A 17266-nucleotide genomic window follows, 5' to 3' on the forward strand; every position below is an offset into this window, starting at 1 on the left:
AAATTGAATACAATAAAAAGGCGGTTTCAAATTTTTTGAATCTGTCTTTTTATCGGATTATTGGGGTGTAGCATTATGACAAATAAAAAGTGGATGATTAATCTAGCAATTTCAAACTTATTGCTAGTCTTCTTAGGAGTAGGACTTGTTATTCCTGTTCTGCCACAACTTAAAGAACAGATGCACTTTTCTGGAACAACAATGGGAATGATGATATCCATCTTTGCTATTGCTCAGTTGGTTGCATCACCTATTGCGGGGCATTTATCAGATAAAGTGGGTCGTAAAAAACTGATTGCTTTAGGTATGATTATTTTTGCTGTTTCTGAACTTTTATTTGGTTTGGCACAAGTCAAATCGTTATTTTACGTATCGCGCGCCTTAGGTGGTGTGGCCGCGGCCTTGCTTATGCCCTCCGTTACAGCCTATGTAGCAGATTTAACAACATTAGGTGAGCGTGCTAAAGCTATGGGAAAAGTTTCCGCAGCTATTAGTGGAGGTTTCATTATTGGGCCTGGTGTGGGTGGTTTCATAGCAACTTTTGGTATACGTGTGCCTTTCTATGTGGCAGCCTTTTTAGCATTTATTGGGTTTGTCATGAGTATGACTATACTAAAAGAGCCAGAAAAAACAATGGATATCAATCCTGATACCCCTAAAGCTTCCTTTTTGGATATCCTTAAAAATCCAATGTTCACCTCTCTTTTTGTCGTTATCTTGATTTCTTCATTTGGTCTGCAAGCTTTTGAGTCAATCTATAGCATTATGGCAACGATTAACTTTGGCTTCACCACAAGTGAAATTGCGTTGGTGATTACTGTAGGGGGTGTCCTTGCTCTCTTCTTCCAACTTTTCCTCTTCGATTGGATTGTTGGAAAAATTGGGGAAATGCACTTGATTCATGTGACTTTCTTTGCCAGTGCGCTCTTTATTGCGGTGATTGCCTTTACGGGTAACCGCATCATTGTCGCTCTTTCTACTTTTGTCGTTTTCCTCGCTTTTGATTTGTTTAGACCTGCAGTTACAACTTATCTTTCAAAACATGCAGGCGATCAGCAAGGTGCTATCAATGGTTTAAACTCAACCTTTACAAGTTTTGGTAATATCTTAGGTCCCTTAGCTGCTGGGGTTATGTTTGATATTAATCACTTTTTCCCCTATTATATTTCAGCAATTATTTTGTTTGGAACAGGAATTTTATCAACACTCATGAATCGTAAGAGTAAAAAAAGTTAAACTTTAAAGAAAAAAGAGTTCCCATGAGAACTCTTTTTTTTTATACTTACCAAGTAAAATAACGGATAAGTTTAAAGATACCTAGAACAAGTACAACTACTCCTAAAAGTGTCCAAAGGGCCATTGCACCCCATAATGGTGTGAGCAGAAGCATGAATCCCGCTACTACACTGAGCAGTCCAGATAAAATTGTCCAGGGCTTTGATGGTGAGTAAGGCACGTAGCCGAAAGATACAAAGCCTTCTGTTATCCAAGTGAAACCAACTAAAATCCCAATAATAATAAATAAGGTTGTTGTTGCCGCAGCCAAATTGATTAAGGAGAAAAGGCCAGCAATCAAATAGACAGTCCCTAAGAGAAGGTGTCCAAATCTTGACCATGGATTTTCATTCATCAAAGCAAAAATAGATACAAGATAAGAAATTCCAATTAAAATAAAGGAAATCCCAATTAGAACGGTACCTACCTGTGCAGTACGTCCAGGCCAGAAGAGGATAAGCAGTCCAATAAGTGTGGAAATAAGACCGTTAATTCCGACGTTTTTACGTAATTTTTTTGAAAAATCTTCAGAAAACATATTAATACCCCTTTCTTTTCTGATATCTTAATTATAACTTATTTTTGAATGGAAAGCGTACAATTCATTTCGTTAGTTATTATAATTGACATTCGGAGAGCGGACATTTATACTTAAAGTAAATTGAGAGTTTAAGGAGAAAATAATGCAAATATCGAGTCGGTTTACCATTGCGCTTCATATTTTCGCTTGTATCCACACGTTTGAAGGAAAACATAAGATTACCAGTGATTTTTTGGCGACGAGCATCAATGTTAATCCTGTTATCATCAGAAGAGTACTTCAGCAACTTAAAGCAAACGAGTTGGTTACTGTGACTAGAGGAAGTGGTGGCGCAGAGATTGCTAAACCCGTGGTTGAGATTTCTTTATTTGATGTTTACAATGCTGTAGAGGTAGTGAATAAAAAAGGACTGTTCCATTTTCATGAGCATCCAAGCCCTAACTGTTCTGTAGGGAAAAACATCCATCAGGTACTTGACGGTAAACTTGATTTAATCCAAAAAGCAATGGAAGACCAAATGAAAGCCATGTCCTTGCAAGAGGTTATGACAGATATTGATCATTATGTAGCTATTAATCCTTAAAAACAAAATCGTTGACTTTTACAGGCAGCTTATGTAGAATTAGTTGTAACAAAAAACATTACAACAAAGAATGACATGGAGGTCAAATATGAAATTAGCAGTAGTAGCAGCAAATGGTAAAGCCGGTCGTCACATTGTTCAAGAGGCAGTAGATAAAGGTCTGGATGTTACAGCCATTGTCCGTGGTGAAAATAAAACAGCAGCTCAGTCAACACTTCAGAAAGATTTGTTTGATTTGACCAAAGAAGACATCAAGGATTTTGATGTTATTATCGATGCGTTTGGCACTTGGGCGGAGGACAGTCTTGTACAACATACAACATCTATTCAACATCTCGCTGATTTAGTTGAAGATACAGACAAACGCTTGTTAATCGTAGGTGGCGCTGGGAGTCTTTATCTCACTCCAGAACATGATTTGGCGCTCTATCAGTCCGAAGGGTTCCCAGAAGCTTTCAAGCCATTAGCTACAGCTATGTCTGATTCTCTTGTAGAATTAAGAAAGCGTAATAACGTAAAATGGACGTACGTGAGCCCTGCTGCTGATTTCCAAGCGGATGGTGAACCAACAGGCGACTATGTGATTGCTGGTGAGGAATTTACTCTCAACGATAAAGGTGAAAGCATTATCAGTTATGCGGACTATGCTAAAGCGATGATTAACATTGCTCTTGAAGGTAATTACGTTGGTCAACGTATTAGTGTTTTTCAAAAATAACAAAAATAAAGGGTTATCTTAAGTGATTTCCCTTTATTTTTGTTATAAAACAGATGTAAAAGAGTGAGCAAATTGTTTGACCTTTACTGACCAAAGAGATATAATAAAAAGGTAGTAAGAAAAATGAGAAAATTACTACATTAATATGAAATGAATCGAGGTGCATTATGGACATCGAAAAAATGACAACGACTATGCAACAAGCACTTTATGAAGCGCAACAAATTGCGCAGACTCGCCATCATCAAGTGATTGAAGTACCACATTTATGGCGGATTTTTGTACAACCAAATAGTTTTGCTTTTAATTTTTACAAAGATTTAGAAATTGATATTGAAGAATTTACTAACCTTATCGAAAAGGAAATTGATAAAATTTCTTCTATTGAGGGAAGTAACATAACTTATGGACAAAACTTAAGTTCAGATCTATTTACAATTTTTACTGCAGCAGATAAGATAGCAAAAGAGATGGGCGATGGATATCTCTCAACGGAAGTTGTTCTCTTGGCTCTCTTTGAGTTAAAGAAAAATCCTTTAACTGAATATTTGGTGCACAATGGACTGAACAAAGAAAAAACAAAATTAGCAATTGAAAACTTACGAGGAGGTGATAAAGTGACAAGTCAAAATGCAGAAGAAACATACAAAGCACTTGAGAAATATGGGGTAGACCTTGTCGCTCAAGTCAAATCTGGAAAACAAGACCCTGTGATCGGACGTGATGAAGAAATCCGTGATATTATTCGTGTGCTCTCACGTAAAACAAAAAACAACCCTGTTCTTATCGGTGAACCTGGTGTAGGTAAAACGGCAATTGTTGAAGGGTTGGCTCAACGTATCGTACGTAAAGACGTCCCTGAAAATCTAAAAGACAAGACTGTCTTCTCACTGGATATGGGTGCACTTATCGCTGGTGCAAAATACCGTGGGGAATTTGAAGAGCGGCTAAAAGCTGTACTGAATGAAGTGAAAAAAGCAGATGGTCAAATCATTCTTTTTATTGACGAACTCCATACGATTGTTGGTGCAGGTAAAACTGAGGGTTCAATGGATGCAGGTAACCTTTTGAAGCCGATGCTTGCGCGTGGGGAACTTCATCTGATTGGGGCGACAACTCTTGATGAATACCGTAAATATATGGAAACAGATAAAGCCTTAGAGCGTCGTTTCCAAAAAGTTTTAGTCACAGAACCCACAGTTGAAGATACCATCTCCATCCTTCGTGGTTTGAAAGAGCGTTTTGAGATTCACCATGGAGTTACAATCCATGACAATGCTTTAGTTGCGGCAGCAACCCTTTCTGATCGCTATATCACTGACCGTTTCCTTCCCGATAAAGCGATTGATTTGGTCGATGAGGCCAGTGCGACTATTCGTGTCGAAATGAATTCTTTACCAACAGAGCTCGACCAAGCAAACCGTCGCCTGATGCAGTTGGAAATCGAAGAAGCAGCGCTCAAAAAAGAACGAGATGATGCTTCTAAGAAACGTCTGGCTATTATTCGTGAAGAAATTGCGGAGCTGCGTGAAGAAAATAATCAACTCAAAGCTCAATGGGAAGCTGAGAAAAAAGAAGTTGGTAACATTTCTGAAAAAAGAAATGAGCTTGAACGTGCTCGTCATGAACTAGAAGAAGCTCAAAATGAAGGCGACTTCGAAAAGGCTGCAGCTTTACGTTATGGTAAAATCCCAGAAATCGAAAAGGCCTTAAAAGAGTTAGAAAGTAAAGCAAAATCTGATGATCTTAGCTTAGTTCAAGAATCAGTTACGGAAGAACAGATTGCTGAAGTTGTCGGTCGTATGACAGGTATCCCTGTGACAAAATTAGTGGAAGGTGAGCGCGAAAAACTGCTCCATTTACCCGAAACTTTACATCAACGTGTTGTGGGGCAAGATGAAGCTGTGGAAGCTGTATCGGATGCTATTATCCGTGCACGTGCTGGTATTCAAGATCCAAATCGTCCACTCGGTTCTTTCCTCTTCTTGGGCCCAACAGGTGTAGGTAAAACCGAATTGGCTAAAGCTCTGGCAGAAAATCTGTTTGACTCCGAAGAGCATATGGTGCGTATCGACATGAGTGAATACATGGAAAAACATAGTGTGTCACGACTTGTCGGAGCGCCTCCAGGATATGTCGGTTATGATGAAGGTGGACAATTAACAGAAGCTGTCCGACGTAATCCATATACCATTATCTTGCTTGATGAGATTGAGAAAGCACATCCTGATGTCTTCAATATCCTCTTACAAGTCTTAGATGATGGTCGCTTGACAGATTCTAAAGGTGTCTTGGTGGATTTCAAGAATACTGTCTTGATTATGACTTCAAATGTAGGCTCACAATATCTACTGGATAATGCAGATGATCGAGGAGAAATCTCTGAAGAAACTAGTGAAGAAGTGATGAAACAATTACGTCTGCACTTTAAACCTGAGTTCCTAAACCGTATCGATGATACAATCCTCTTCAAACCATTGTCACTTAATAACATCAAGAATATTATTGTTAAGATGACTGGACAGTTGACTCAACGCTTAGAAGAAATGTCAGTAGAGCTTGAACTGAGTGAAGAAGTAAAGGTGTGGATTGCAGAAAATGCTTATGATCCTGCGTATGGTGCACGTCCATTAAAACGCTATTTGACTAAAGCCATTGAAAATCCACTTGCTAAATTAATCATTTCAGGAAAAATTCCACCTAAAACTAAAGTTTTAGTTAAATTAGTAGATAATAAAGTAGACTTTGATATTCAACCTATCGTTGATTAGGGAAGGCTACAAAAAAGTCCGAGTTTTCCGGGCTTTTTTGTTTAGAATATAGTTTATTGCCTAAATTTACAGACAATTCTTGACAAATTATAGTTGTTAGATGTAAAATATAATCATTATACATACGAAGGAGTCAATCATGGAAAAAACTTTCTTTATTATTAAACCAGACGGAGTAGAGCGAGGTTTAGTAGGCGAAATATTGAAACGAATCGAGCGACGTGGTTTTCAGCTGGAAAAATTAGAATTACGTTCAGCCCCTAATGGAGAATTGATTGACAAACATTACGATGCGCTAGTAGCTAAAGATTTTTATCCTAGCATTCGCGATTACATGACTTCAGGTCCTGTTGTTGTAGGTGTAATATCAGGTGTAGAAGCCATATCTTGTTGGCGTACGATGATGGGAACTACAAATCCAGTTCAAGCTCAGCCAGGGACTATTCGTGGAGACTTTGCTCAGTCACCGGAAAAAGGTAAAGCCATTAAAAATATTGTCCATGGATCAGACTCAGTTGAATCGGCTGAACGAGAGATTTCGCTCTGGTTTTCATAACTTGAAATAATTTCTAAGGACAAAGGCTTTCCGTTTAGGTTTGAGCTGTTATGCTGCAAACATAAAAGGGGGTCTTTTTGTGTTTGCTATTTAAAAAGGAGAAAAAGGAAAAGATGAAAGAATTTTGGGGGCTTCATCCGACGATAAAAATTCGTCTGGTGATGAACTTTTTAGGAGCACTTTGTTTTAGCACGGTTGGTGGATCAATGACCATCTACTATAATAAATATATGGGAGCAGGAATAACAGGACTCTTGCTCATCGTAAGTTCAGTTATGGTTTTTTTGGTGGGGCTTTATGCTGGTCACTTAACGGATATTAAAGGCCGTCGCCCCGTGATGCTCTTTTCAACCGCTATTACAGCACTAGGGGCCGCGCTGGCGACCTTTGCTAACTCTAGCTTTTATTTTAATCCCTGGGTAACATTTTTGGGGTTTTTGATTGTGAATTTTGGCTTCGGTTTTTTTAATACTGCAAGTCAGGCAATGATTGTCGATCTGACAACAAGTGAAAATAGACGGACAGTTTACAGTATCCAATACTGGATTATCAACTTTGCTATCATGATTGGCTCAGGACTCTCTGGTTGGTTTTTCCGAGATTATCTGGTTTGGCTTTTGCTCGTGATTACTATTGAAGAAATCTTAAGTTTCATCGTGGTGCTCTTTTGGATAGATGAGTCATTTGATCCTGAAAAGAAACAAGAGAAAAAAACACCGAATATTATCCAAGCTTATTTCTTCGTGGCTAAAGATACTGTCTTTATGTCTTATCTTTTTGCATCGGTCTTTATTGCTATGATTTTTAATCAAATTGATTATTATTTGCCTGTTCACTTAAGTGATAGTTTCTCTACGACTAGAATTTTAGGATTCGAACTCTATGGTCAAAGAATGCTGACTCTTTTTCTCCTCATCAACACCTTGATTATTGTGTTTTTTATGAGTAAAATGAATCACTTAACTAAGAATTGGTCGCGCCGTACCGGTATTGGTTTAGGTATCATTTTACAAGGTCTGGGTTTTATTATTGCCTTCTTAGGACATAACTTAACTTGGGAGGTGACTGCGGCAGTAGTCGCTACCCTAGGAGAAATGATTCTTGTACCATTTTCACAAGCGTTGAGAGCCGATCTCATGGAAGGCGAGCATGTTGGAACTTATACAGGAGCTTTTTCGGTCACCCAACCTGTAGCGGCAGTACTTTCAGGAGTACTGGTATCTTTATCAGCCATTTATGGTAATGTAGGTATGGCTCTAATCATGGTGGTTATCATTCTTCTGGGCATAGTACCTTCATTACGAGCGATTCGGATGCATGAGGCGCTATAGTTTTTTAGAAAGAGAATGTTATAATAAATATAGGGAGTATAAGCGATGACTAAAGGAATAATTGCACAAAAAATTGATTAAACCCATGTAGATATAAAGGATGAAATTTACATGGGAGAATTATAAATGAAAGAAAATAAATACAATAATCAAGCCTTCTTTTTTAAATATGCACAAATGTCGCGTTCAAAAGAAGGTCTAAGCGGAGCAGGAGAATGGACAGAGTTACAAAAGATTCTACCAGATTTTCAAAATAAAAAGGTACTGGATCTTGGATGTGGCTATGGCTGGCATTGTAAGTATGCAACCGAACATGGCGCAAGCTATGTGTTAGGCACCGACATATCAAGTAAAATGTTGGAAATTGCTAAGAATAAAAATTTTGACTCTAAAATTAATTATCAATGTATTGCAATGGAAGATTTAAAACTTGCACCTGATTCTTTTGATGTGGTGCTAAGTTCCTTAGCTTTACATTATATTGAGGATATAACTACTCTTTTTTCTCATATCTACGAGTGGCTAGCCGTAGGAGGTGAGTTTGTCTTTTCTGTTGAACATCCAATTTTTACAGCCTCTGGACATCAGGATTGGATTTATAATGAAAAGGGTGAAATCTCACATTATCCTGTAGACAAGTATTACTATGAAGGAAAACGTGAAGTTTTCTTCTTAGGTGAGGCTGTTACTAAATACCACCGTACTTTGACTACTTATATCAATACCTTACTTCAGTTGGGCTTTGAACTCCAATATGTGATTGAGCCTCGACCGCCTAAAAATATGCTTCATTTAGAAGGAATGCAGGATGAACTAAGACGTCCAATGATGCTGCTCCTCTCTGTCAAAAAGGTATAGAAAATACTCTGGAAAGAAAACTTTCCAGAGTTTTCTTCTTATTGTATAGAATCTTGAAAGCTATTTAGGGGATGTGTTATACTGAAAGAATAGAAAAATTAGAAAAAGGTGTTTTATGTCAGCAGTAAGCTTTATAGCTGTGATGATGGTAGCGGTCATTGTCGCAAATATAATTAAAGAATTTTTCCCAAAAATATCCGAAACTTTTATCCTGATTGGAGTTGGTATCTTATTAAGTTTTCTGCCGGAATTTCGGCACTTTGAGTTAGAACCTGAATTCTTTATGATGCTTATCATTGCTCCGCTCATGTTCTATGAGGGAAGCAAGACTTCATTAAAAGAGGTAAGGAAAAATTTTAGAGGCATTTTTTTCCTGTCGATAACTTTAGCAGTAGTTACTGTACTTTTTGTTGCAGCCTTAATGAACAATATCATGGGAAGCTGGGTCTTTCCTCTGGCAATATGTTTTGCAGCGATTGTTACACCTACCGATGCTGTTGCAGTTAAGTCCATTATAGCGGGCAAAAAAATGCCCGAAGGGGTTAATGAGGCTGTGGAGTTTGAATCTCTATTTAATGATGCGACAGGTCTTGTTTTACTAAGTTTAGGTCTATCTGTTTTAGAAAGTGGGCATTTCAGTATCTGGGAGGGACTTGGGCAGTTTGCCTTTGTGTCTATTGGGGGAACCCTTATTGGTTTAGTAGTTGGTGCATTTTTAGTACGTATTAGAACTGCGATCAATCTCCGTGCGACACGTCCCGAAGCAACAATCATTCCTATCTCAATTTTGACACCTTTCTTTCTATATCTGTTAGCTGAACATTTGGGCACTTCAGGAATCTTAGCAGTCGTTGCTGCTGGATTGATTCATAACTTTGAAGGTGATATGCTTAAGCTTACTTCAACGAATGTTCAATTAACAAATAACACGATTTGGGATATACTAAGTGATATTCTCAATAACTTCGTGTTTATCCTTCTAGGGGTGAGTTTATTTGGAATCTGGGAAATCTTTAGAACCCTTGGCTGGCGTCAATCGATAGTGCTCTTCTTTATCAGTATTTTAGTCTATTTTCTTATGTTATTTATTCGTAAATTTTGGACTAATCAAAGAGGAAATCGGTCAATACAACACTTTTTTTCTAATGATAAAGCAGAACGCAGCAAGGATTCCAGCATTTTTGCTCTCTCGGGAGCACATGGAACGATGACCCTAGCCATGGCTTTCTCTTTACCAATTAATGCTACTATTTTAAGTAGCGAAAACAGAGAAATTATAATTACGATGGCGGCTATTGTTATCCTCCTTAGTCTTATTGTACCAACCTTTGTTCTTCCAAAATTTTTGCCAGAACTTACGGCATCAAGTTCAGATGATATTGACCACATTCGAAATGATATGGTTGACTATGCCATTTTACATATGGCGCAAGTAGTTCAAGACAGCAAGATGCGTAGCAGTCTCACAAAGCAGTTGCAGTCTCAAAAAGGGTTACAAATTCCTGATCACAATAAGAGCAGACAGCTGATGGAAGATATAGTAGCTTGGCAAGAAACTTTACTTGATACCGAGATGGTTCAAGCACAATTTTCTCCAACCGTTATTGATTACTTTAGGATCTATTTGGAAAATAGTAGCAAGCGTTCAACCAGTAAAAAAATAAGACGTCTTTTTACAAGACGAAAACGTGTAAGAAAATTCGATCCCGATAAAATGCAAGAACTTGCCCTGACAAGGAATGAGCTAGGGCACTTAGAAGATTTACTTTACCAACAAACTATGGAAAAACTGGATAGACTTGAAAAAGAACGTTTAGAGAATAAGGTAATTGATTTTAGCGATATTGAGGAAATTAAGCGCGTTTTTGAAAATAGACATTCTCGTATTCGTAATGAAATCCAAGAGGAAACAGTCATTCCTAATGAGTTACTCATAGAAGCCTTTCAACTTGAATATCAATTTATCTTGGATCAAGTCAAAGCAGGTATTATTTCTAAAGAAACAAGCAATAAACTTTTTAAAGAAATTAATAATGCCCAAGTTTTACAATTACAGAGTCAATAAGATTGAAGTAGTATATTAGAGTACTAATGTGTGAAGCAAGATAGTATAACTCTAGCTTCCTTTTTTAAGAAGTGCTATAATTACATGTAAAATAAAAGTAAACAAGGTTAGACGAAGGAGAAATCATGGCTTCAAGAAAGTTAAGAAAAAGTAAAAAAGGAATAGGAGGGAGATTAATCGGTTTCTTTTTGGGACTTGCTATTATTATTGCCATTATCCTTTTTGGACTAGTAATGCTGGGACGCTATGTTATAGAAAGCAGCTCTAATAATATCATATCTAAAGTAATTCCTTATTCTCAATCCTTAACGGATGCTTCAGGAAAAATTGCTTCCGCTAGTCCTGAAGCAATAGTATCTACACTTAATGGGAATGCCAGCAGTATAGTGGATCGTTCACAAGGTTTTATTGATTCTGCTCAAGCGACCACAGATGGGCAAACAGTCGAATACAAAGTGAGCTCATCTAAACTCAACGGACTCTTGGCGAATGGCCTTTTAGCAACAAACGGTGACCAAATTGAAGACATTGCAAATAAAGTCCTTGATTCCATGAAGTCTGCAGGAGTAGAACAACCACAACTTGTCCTAAAATTAACAGATAGCCAAGGTCAACTGATAAAAACAGTGAATTATAAATAACATATTTGTACAAATTTAAGCCCTTTGCACTGAGCAAGGGCTTTTAGCTACTTGTTCGTTTATGATATAATGAAAAAAATAAGAAAGTAGGTATAAAAATTATGGAATATCAATTGAGCTCAACTTCGGCATTTCCTTTAGTCCATGTTTCATTAAAAAATAATGAAGAAATCCAGATTGAATCTGGGTCAATGGTTTATCATAATCCATCAATCACGTTAGAAGGAAAGATGAACAGCAATGGCAAAGGCGGCTTGGGTGGTGCCTTAAAAGCTCTTGGACGTTCTATGACAAGTGGGGAAAGTTTCTTTATCACAAAGGTTAAGTCAAGTAGTCCTAACGGTCAAATCACTTTGGCACCAGCAACTGCAGGAACTGTAAAAGAGCTGAACATCGGCCAAGAGCAGTGGCGTCTAAATACTGGTGCCTTTCTTGCAAGTGATGGTGACGTACATTATACAATGGAGCGCCAAAAATTAAGTGGAGCTATTCTCGGTGGTACTGGTGGCCTTTTTGTTATGGAAACGCAAGGAAACGGACGTATGCTCATCAATGGCTATGGCGATATTGTAGAAATTGTCTTAGATGGTTCAGAAGAATATATCGTTGATAACCATCATGTACTTGCATGGAGTAAAACCCTTGATTATTCGATTGAAGTAGCATCGGGAACTTTTGGATTTAAAACAGGTGAAGGATTAGTTAACAAGTTCAGAGGACGTGGTACGGTGTTAATTCAGAGTCGTAATATTGAAGCCTTGGCAAAATCAATTATTCCTTTTCTTCCAAGTAACGGTTAAAATAAAAAAGCTATGGAGACATAGCTTTTTTATACTTGTTTAATCAGAGAGGTGCTGCTTGATAAGAGAAAGTTTTCTATTCCCTCGGTAAAGCTCCACGACTGTCCAAATCAACAAAACAAATACTAAAATAATAAGGAAAGTCGCAATACCATCTGCGAGATAATTTAAATTTTTAGGGAAAAGACTTTCTATCTGAGCAGGAAGACTGATAAGATTGAGATAGGTCAAAGCAATGACGGAGAACCAGCCAAACAGTTGAACCAACCAATTGTTTTTAAATTTGCCCATCTCATTTTTGCTGTTTGTCAACATCAATAAAGGAATAATGGAGAAAGGAAGTGCAAAAGCCAGAAAGACTTGGGAATTGTTCATCAAGTTATTAATCGCTTCATGTTGAGCTTTAAGGCTGTAACCTCGTGTCATCAACACACAAATTAGTACAGGGACAACTGAAAGCAAGCGTGTAACCAGTCGACGCGCCCACATCGGCATCCGCATATGAATAAAGCCTTCCATAATAATCTGTCCAGTTAATGTACCTGTTATTGTTGAATTTTGGCCTGAAGCTAAGAGAGCAACAGCAAACAAGGTAGACAAAGCACCAGTCTTGGCCACATCGGCAAGGATACCATTACTCAACAAAGAAGGGGTCGAAAGTGCATCATATAGACCAAAGAAAGAAGGGTCATCAATGACACCTGTTTTGAAGACCGCTACACCCATAATCAATAGGAGAGAATTAACCACAAAAGCCATCGTAAGCTGAATATTAGAATCCCAAGTAGAAAAACGGACCGCTCTAGCAATGTCTTTTTCATCACTATGATCAATCTTTCGGCTTTGGGAAATTGAAGAATGAAGAAAGAGATTATGCGGCATCACTGTGGCACCAATAATACCTAAAGCACCAGTTAAGGGTGTCATCCCTGCAATTTCAGGAGAAGTTGAAAAAGTTCTTGTGTTTGGAATAAAACCTTCAACCAACCCTTTCCAATCAGGATTAGATAAAGCGACCTGATAAGTGAAAATAACTAAGATAACTAAAATCAGACAGACCACAAGTGCTTCTATTTTTCTAAAGCCAACCTTTGTTAAAAGTAACAAAATAAAGACATCAAATACTGTAATAAATACCGCCAAAATTAAAGGGATGTCAAAGAGCAAGTAGAGAGCGATTGCTGCACCGATAACTTCGGCAATATCTGTTGCCATAATTGCAAGCTCTGTGAGTACCCATAAAACGACGCCAAGAGTTGCGCTGGTCCGAGCGCGAATAGCTTGAGCAAGATCCATCTGACTTACAATACCTAGCTTAGCCGACATATATTGGAGGAGCATAGCGATTAAACTCGACATCAAAATAACCGAAATCAATAAATATTGGAAGTTTTGTCCACCAGTAATTGATGTTGACCAGTTCCCCGGGTCCATGTAACCTACGGCTACCAAAGCTCCAGGCCCGGAATAAGCCAGAAGTGTTCTGAAAAATTTACCATCTTTTGGAACTTTTACAGTCCCATTAATCTCTTGAAGGGATTTCCCATTTGTATGGTAAATCAACTTGTGAGGTTGATTTTTAAGATCGTTCATTTTTACCTTTTCTAAGTTGAAAAAAATCAACAGTTGTTTTTAATAAGATATAGATTAAATCTCCTCTGTCTTTAAAGAAGAAGTAACACTGCCTGCTCTTTTCATTAGCAGTATACTTTCTTGTAAAAATTGAGGAATGACAGTTATCTGAGTATTGTCTTCCTTAATGATAATTGAGCCATCTTGTAGACGTTCAATTACTCGAATAAAATGTGGTTTTTTTATATTTAGTTTATTAAAAAAGTTTTTAGCCTCTGTGTTTAATGCTGTGATGTAGTAGCTCCCATCCTCTTTAGCTTGTGATAGAGGAATTTCTACTTCATCTTTTTTCCAAAAAACTTCAGAAGGGATATTTGAACCATGAGGATCTGTTTCAGGATAATCGAGTAAAGCATACAGATATTCAACAAGTTTAGGAGAAGAAGCATGCTCTAAATTTTCCGCCTCATCATGAACTTCTTCAGCAGAGTAGCCAAGTTTATCCACTAAGAAGGTTTCCCAAATTCGATGGCTCTTAATGATAAAGCGAGCCTGTGCAATGCCTTGGTCAGACAAGCTAACACCACGATAAGGAGCATAAAGTACCAGCTCTTTTTTTGACAAGCGTTTAATCATCTCTGTCGCACTAGGTGCAGCGACAGATAATTTTTTAGCCACCAACTGGATGCTGACCGCTGATTCCTCTCCTAAATGTTCTAGTGTATAAATAGCCTTGAGATAATCCTGTTCATTCTTGGTTAGTTTTATCAATTCATTCTCTCCTTCATATCATAACAAGCATATTATAGCACGACCTTAATTATTTTTCAATAAAATAAGGCCACCCTAATAAAATGAAGCTAAGAACTCGTTCCTATAAACTTTACATTTGATAAAACCATTATATACCCCTCGGGGTATATAATGGTTTTATCAAATGTAAAGGAAAAAAGAATGAAAACAATCAGCATGGCAAACCTCGTTGAGGTAATGAAAAATAGTGCAGATATTATTGATGTACGGGAAACCTTTGAATATGAGGCAGGACATGTGCCTACAGCTCGCAATATTCCAATGAGCGAAATGAATGAACGTTACGGAGAAATAAAGAATGGCAGTTATATTATCTGTCAAGCCGGTGCACGGTCTGCACAAGCTTGTCAATGGCTTACATCTAAGAAGATTGATGTGACAAATGTCATAGGTGGAACAAATGCTTGGGAAGGCTGTTTAGCAGTATAAGGAGAAACTATGTTTGGTTTACTTTCAAAAATAAATAATATCACGACTGCAGATCTAGCGGCACAGATAAGGACAAAGAAGAACTTTGGCGCATTAATTGATGTCAGAGAACCTTACGAATACAACAATGGGCATATCATGGGCGCAAGAAACATTCCATTAGCCCAAATTTCTTCTTGCACGTTATCAGTAGACAAGGAATATTTTATCATCTGTCAATCAGGTATGAGATCTAGAAAAGCTTACAAGGAATTAAGCAAAAAGGGGTATAGAGTAACGAACGTTATAGGTGGTATGGCGGCCTGGGAAGGAAAAGTAACAAGGAAAAAATAAAAAGTTAAGTCTGCCAGTTTAGAGACTGGCTTTTTGCTAAAAGTAAAATAAAGGACCAGACAACCCACCAAGAAGTGCTATTTTTTGTATAATAAGTTTATGAAGAAATTAGCAATTATTGGCGGAGGAATCATAGGTATGACTTTGGCCAATTATATAGATACAGAACAATTTGAAGTTATACTGTTTGATTCAGGAAAAAATCAAGCAACTGGTGCAAGTGCGGGCATTATTTCTCCTTGGTTATCAAAACGGAGAAATAAAAAATGGTATGCTTTAGCACGCGATGGCGCAGCTTTTTTTGATAAGTTGGTAACAGACTTTGAGCTAGACGCAAGTGTTTATGAAAAAAGTGGTACTTTATTTTTGAGAGATTCTGAGAGTCTAAAAGAGCTCGAACAACTGGCTATCGAGAGGAAATTGGATGCTCCAGAGATTGGGGAGATTCGTTTACTTCGCGCAGAGGAAACAACAGAGAAACTTCCTCTGTTAAAACCTGCGGAAAGTTTGTATATTTCTGGTGGCGCGCGGCTTGATGGTAAAGCTTATTTAAAGCATTTGCGTGCGCGTGCAGAGCAGCGAGGCGTTAAAATAATTACGGATGTAGCACACATCAAGAAGCAAGAGACAAGCTGGAGAGTCACAGCTGGTCAAGAGGCCTACCTGGTAGATGAATTAGTTTTAGCCCCTGGGCCTGCACTAAAAAATCTGTTAGAACAAATAGGATATATCACAAACGTTTCCCCTCAAAAAGGACAGTTGCTATCTTTTGAAACCAAGCTAGAAACAGGAAAATGGCCTGTAGCTTTTTTAGAAGGTGAAGCCGATTTGATTCCTTTTCAAGATGGACGGTTGCTTCTAGGAGCCACTCATGAAAACGATGGTGGATGGGACTTGGCCCCAACAAAGGAAGCATTTGAACAGCTCACAAAGGGAGTAAAACTATTTTTGAAAGATGAAACTTTCTTGAATTCTTCCTATGAGTACCGTGTCGGCACTCGTGCTTATACACCGGATTTCTCTCCGTTTTTTGGTCCAATAGATACAGAGAAAGGCTTGCTGGTAGCTAGTGGTTTAGGATCTTCAGGCTTAACCACGGGACCCTATATTGCCTATCTTTTGGCAGAGTATCTTAATAACTCCAAAAGTAAATGGGAGATGGGAGATTATGAAAAAAAGATAGAAGAATATATCACACGAGAAAAGTGAGTTTTCATTTTTTTAAGTAAAATATGATTTTCGCTCTACTTGTTCAATAGTAAATCAGAGTCACTGGGTGACTTATGTTATAATAGAAATATGACTTACCAAGTAAAAATAATCTACCCCAAAGAAGAAGCTCTTGAGAGCAATAAACTAACTGAACGTACCTTTAATGAGTATATGGATGAACTAGAAGCAGCCGAAGTAATCACTCAATATGAACAACTCCTGACAGAGGGTTATTCAATCTCAGTGAATTTTACACCCCCACAAATTGATAAAGAAGGGGGCGAGCAAGATCCCTTTAAAATAGCAGAGAGCTTTGAACTTGCCGGTATAACCTATAAGGCGACTTTAAAACTCAAAGCTTCTGGAAGCTATGAAGATATGGTTAAAATTGCTAAAATGATTGAGCAGCAAGGCTATGATTACAGTATTTCAGTAAAGCTCCAAATCAATGAGAATTCACCTGTGGATTTTGAAAAGGAAAGCTCTTGGTTTGATGCTGAATATGCTAAATATACTGTTTTACCTAAAGCAAGCAGTCAAGATATCGCTGATCTCCGCTCCCTCTATGATTTATTGTCCGAAGAACATTACAAGGTGAGTATCAACCTTAAAGCGAAAGTTAAAAAAGACGACGATGATAGCTTTGCTAGTCAGTTAGCAGCCTATCCTTCAGAAACTTTGGTAACTTTTAGACTGTCAGACGCAGTAGTTTTATAAGCATAAAAAATCTCAAGAACTATTATAACTGGTTCTTGAGATTTTTACATA

General features: G+C 37.8%; 17 protein-coding genes. 14 read left to right on the forward strand and 3 right to left on the reverse strand.

From position 1 onward, the window contains the following. Positions 1-75: 75 nt before the first annotated feature. A complete protein-coding gene (locus I6G50_RS03250; RefSeq protein WP_197909150.1) occupies positions 76-1236 on the forward strand; it encodes an MFS transporter in 1161 nt (386 codons plus the stop codon). A 46-nt stretch (positions 1237-1282) separates the two neighbouring features. Here the strand turns inward: I6G50_RS03250 and I6G50_RS03255 are convergent, their stop codons facing one another. Further along, positions 1283-1813 (reverse strand): HdeD family acid-resistance protein, encoded by a 531-nt coding sequence (locus I6G50_RS03255; RefSeq protein WP_081167857.1) that lies wholly within the window; start codon positions 1811-1813, stop codon positions 1283-1285. A gap of 145 nt (positions 1814-1958) precedes the next feature. Here I6G50_RS03255 and I6G50_RS03260 point away from each other — a divergent pair, with 145 nt between their 5' ends. From I6G50_RS03260 to I6G50_RS03300, 9 genes are all read left to right on the forward strand, one after another. Beyond that, positions 1959-2399, forward strand: a complete 441-nt coding sequence (locus tag I6G50_RS03260; protein ID WP_197909151.1) for an Rrf2 family transcriptional regulator — start codon at positions 1959-1961, stop codon at positions 2397-2399. 88 nt (positions 2400-2487) lie between these two features. Then, positions 2488-3117 (forward strand): SDR family oxidoreductase, encoded by a 630-nt coding sequence (locus I6G50_RS03265; protein ID WP_081167862.1) that lies wholly within the window; start codon positions 2488-2490, stop codon positions 3115-3117. 167 nt (positions 3118-3284) lie between these two features. Next, complete coding sequence (clpB, locus tag I6G50_RS03270; protein WP_197909152.1) at positions 3285-5888, forward strand: ATP-dependent chaperone ClpB; 2604 nt, start codon at positions 3285-3287, stop codon at positions 5886-5888. A gap of 139 nt (positions 5889-6027) precedes the next feature. Next, positions 6028-6444: a nucleoside-diphosphate kinase gene (gene ndk / locus I6G50_RS03275; RefSeq protein ID WP_003134639.1), complete on the forward strand. Its 417-nt coding sequence runs from the start codon at positions 6028-6030 to the stop codon at positions 6442-6444. Positions 6445-6557: 113 nt separating this feature from the next. After that, positions 6558-7775 carry an MDR family MFS transporter gene (locus I6G50_RS03280; protein ID WP_197909153.1) on the forward strand — a complete coding sequence of 406 codons (1218 nt, stop codon included), beginning with the start codon at positions 6558-6560 and terminating at the stop codon, positions 7773-7775. A gap of 126 nt (positions 7776-7901) precedes the next feature. After that, positions 7902-8633 carry a class I SAM-dependent methyltransferase gene (locus I6G50_RS03285; protein WP_197909154.1) on the forward strand — a complete coding sequence of 244 codons (732 nt, stop codon included), beginning with the start codon at positions 7902-7904 and terminating at the stop codon, positions 8631-8633. A gap of 115 nt (positions 8634-8748) precedes the next feature. After that, positions 8749-10698, forward strand: a complete 1950-nt coding sequence (locus tag I6G50_RS03290; protein ID WP_197909155.1) for a cation:proton antiporter — start codon at positions 8749-8751, stop codon at positions 10696-10698. A gap of 125 nt (positions 10699-10823) precedes the next feature. Further along, positions 10824-11339: a hypothetical protein gene (locus I6G50_RS03295; protein WP_197909156.1), complete on the forward strand. Its 516-nt coding sequence runs from the start codon at positions 10824-10826 to the stop codon at positions 11337-11339. A gap of 101 nt (positions 11340-11440) precedes the next feature. Then, positions 11441-12139, forward strand: a complete 699-nt coding sequence (locus I6G50_RS03300) for a TIGR00266 family protein (RefSeq protein ID WP_042753080.1) — start codon at positions 11441-11443, stop codon at positions 12137-12139. A gap of 39 nt (positions 12140-12178) precedes the next feature. Here the strand turns inward: I6G50_RS03300 and I6G50_RS03305 are convergent, their stop codons facing one another. After that, positions 12179-13732, reverse strand: a complete 1554-nt coding sequence (locus I6G50_RS03305; RefSeq protein WP_003134629.1) for an Nramp family divalent metal transporter — start codon at positions 13730-13732, stop codon at positions 12179-12181. Between the two features lie 54 nt (positions 13733-13786). Continuing rightward, entirely contained in the window at positions 13787-14482 is a 696-nt protein-coding gene (locus I6G50_RS03310; RefSeq protein WP_003134628.1) for a metal-dependent transcriptional regulator, read from the reverse strand. 183 nt (positions 14483-14665) lie between these two features. On the opposite strand from I6G50_RS03310, the gene I6G50_RS03315 reads away from it, so the two are divergent. The 4 genes from I6G50_RS03315 to I6G50_RS03330 all read left to right on the forward strand — a co-directional run bounded on the left by I6G50_RS03315 (position 14666) and on the right by I6G50_RS03330 (position 17215). After that, positions 14666-14953 (forward strand): rhodanese-like domain-containing protein, encoded by a 288-nt coding sequence (locus I6G50_RS03315; protein WP_197909157.1) that lies wholly within the window; start codon positions 14666-14668, stop codon positions 14951-14953. A gap of 9 nt (positions 14954-14962) precedes the next feature. After that, on the forward strand, positions 14963-15286 hold the full coding sequence (locus I6G50_RS03320) for a rhodanese-like domain-containing protein (RefSeq protein WP_197909158.1): 324 nt from the start codon (positions 14963-14965) through the stop codon (positions 15284-15286). A gap of 99 nt (positions 15287-15385) precedes the next feature. Next, entirely contained in the window at positions 15386-16495 is a 1110-nt protein-coding gene (locus I6G50_RS03325; RefSeq protein ID WP_197909159.1) for an NAD(P)/FAD-dependent oxidoreductase, read from the forward strand. Positions 16496-16585: 90 nt separating this feature from the next. Continuing rightward, entirely contained in the window at positions 16586-17215 is a 630-nt protein-coding gene (locus tag I6G50_RS03330) for a hypothetical protein (protein WP_197909160.1), read from the forward strand. Positions 17216-17266 lie beyond the last annotated feature (51 nt).

The organism is Lactococcus garvieae (assembly GCF_016027715.1).
In the GTDB taxonomy this organism is placed as follows: Bacteria; Bacillota; Bacilli; order Lactobacillales; family Streptococcaceae; genus Lactococcus; species Lactococcus garvieae_A.

What these genes read in the sequence shown, in the direction of transcription:
- I6G50_RS03250 (WP_197909150.1), top strand. Translation starts at nt 76, where the DNA reads ATGACAAATAAAAAGTGGATGATTAATCTAGCAATTTCAAACTTATTG.
- I6G50_RS03330 (WP_197909160.1), top strand. Translation starts at nt 16,586, where the DNA reads ATGACTTACCAAGTAAAAATAATCTACCCCAAAGAAGAAGCTCTTGAG.
- I6G50_RS03305 (WP_003134629.1), bottom strand. Translation starts at nt 13,732, where the DNA reads ATGAACGATCTTAAAAATCAACCTCACAAGTTGATTTACCATACAAAT.
- I6G50_RS03265 (WP_081167862.1), top strand. Translation starts at nt 2,488, where the DNA reads ATGAAATTAGCAGTAGTAGCAGCAAATGGTAAAGCCGGTCGTCACATT.
- I6G50_RS03290 (WP_197909155.1), top strand. Translation starts at nt 8,749, where the DNA reads ATGTCAGCAGTAAGCTTTATAGCTGTGATGATGGTAGCGGTCATTGTC.
- I6G50_RS03315 (WP_197909157.1), top strand. Translation starts at nt 14,666, where the DNA reads ATGAAAACAATCAGCATGGCAAACCTCGTTGAGGTAATGAAAAATAGT.
- I6G50_RS03260 (WP_197909151.1), top strand. Translation starts at nt 1,959, where the DNA reads ATGCAAATATCGAGTCGGTTTACCATTGCGCTTCATATTTTCGCTTGT.
- I6G50_RS03255 (WP_081167857.1), bottom strand. Translation starts at nt 1,813, where the DNA reads ATGTTTTCTGAAGATTTTTCAAAAAAATTACGTAAAAACGTCGGAATT.
- ndk (WP_003134639.1), top strand. Translation starts at nt 6,028, where the DNA reads ATGGAAAAAACTTTCTTTATTATTAAACCAGACGGAGTAGAGCGAGGT.
- clpB (WP_197909152.1), top strand. Translation starts at nt 3,285, where the DNA reads ATGGACATCGAAAAAATGACAACGACTATGCAACAAGCACTTTATGAA.
- I6G50_RS03295 (WP_197909156.1), top strand. Translation starts at nt 10,824, where the DNA reads ATGGCTTCAAGAAAGTTAAGAAAAAGTAAAAAAGGAATAGGAGGGAGA.
- I6G50_RS03280 (WP_197909153.1), top strand. Translation starts at nt 6,558, where the DNA reads ATGAAAGAATTTTGGGGGCTTCATCCGACGATAAAAATTCGTCTGGTG.
- I6G50_RS03320 (WP_197909158.1), top strand. Translation starts at nt 14,963, where the DNA reads ATGTTTGGTTTACTTTCAAAAATAAATAATATCACGACTGCAGATCTA.
- I6G50_RS03325 (WP_197909159.1), top strand. Translation starts at nt 15,386, where the DNA reads ATGAAGAAATTAGCAATTATTGGCGGAGGAATCATAGGTATGACTTTG.
- I6G50_RS03285 (WP_197909154.1), top strand. Translation starts at nt 7,902, where the DNA reads ATGAAAGAAAATAAATACAATAATCAAGCCTTCTTTTTTAAATATGCA.
- I6G50_RS03300 (WP_042753080.1), top strand. Translation starts at nt 11,441, where the DNA reads ATGGAATATCAATTGAGCTCAACTTCGGCATTTCCTTTAGTCCATGTT.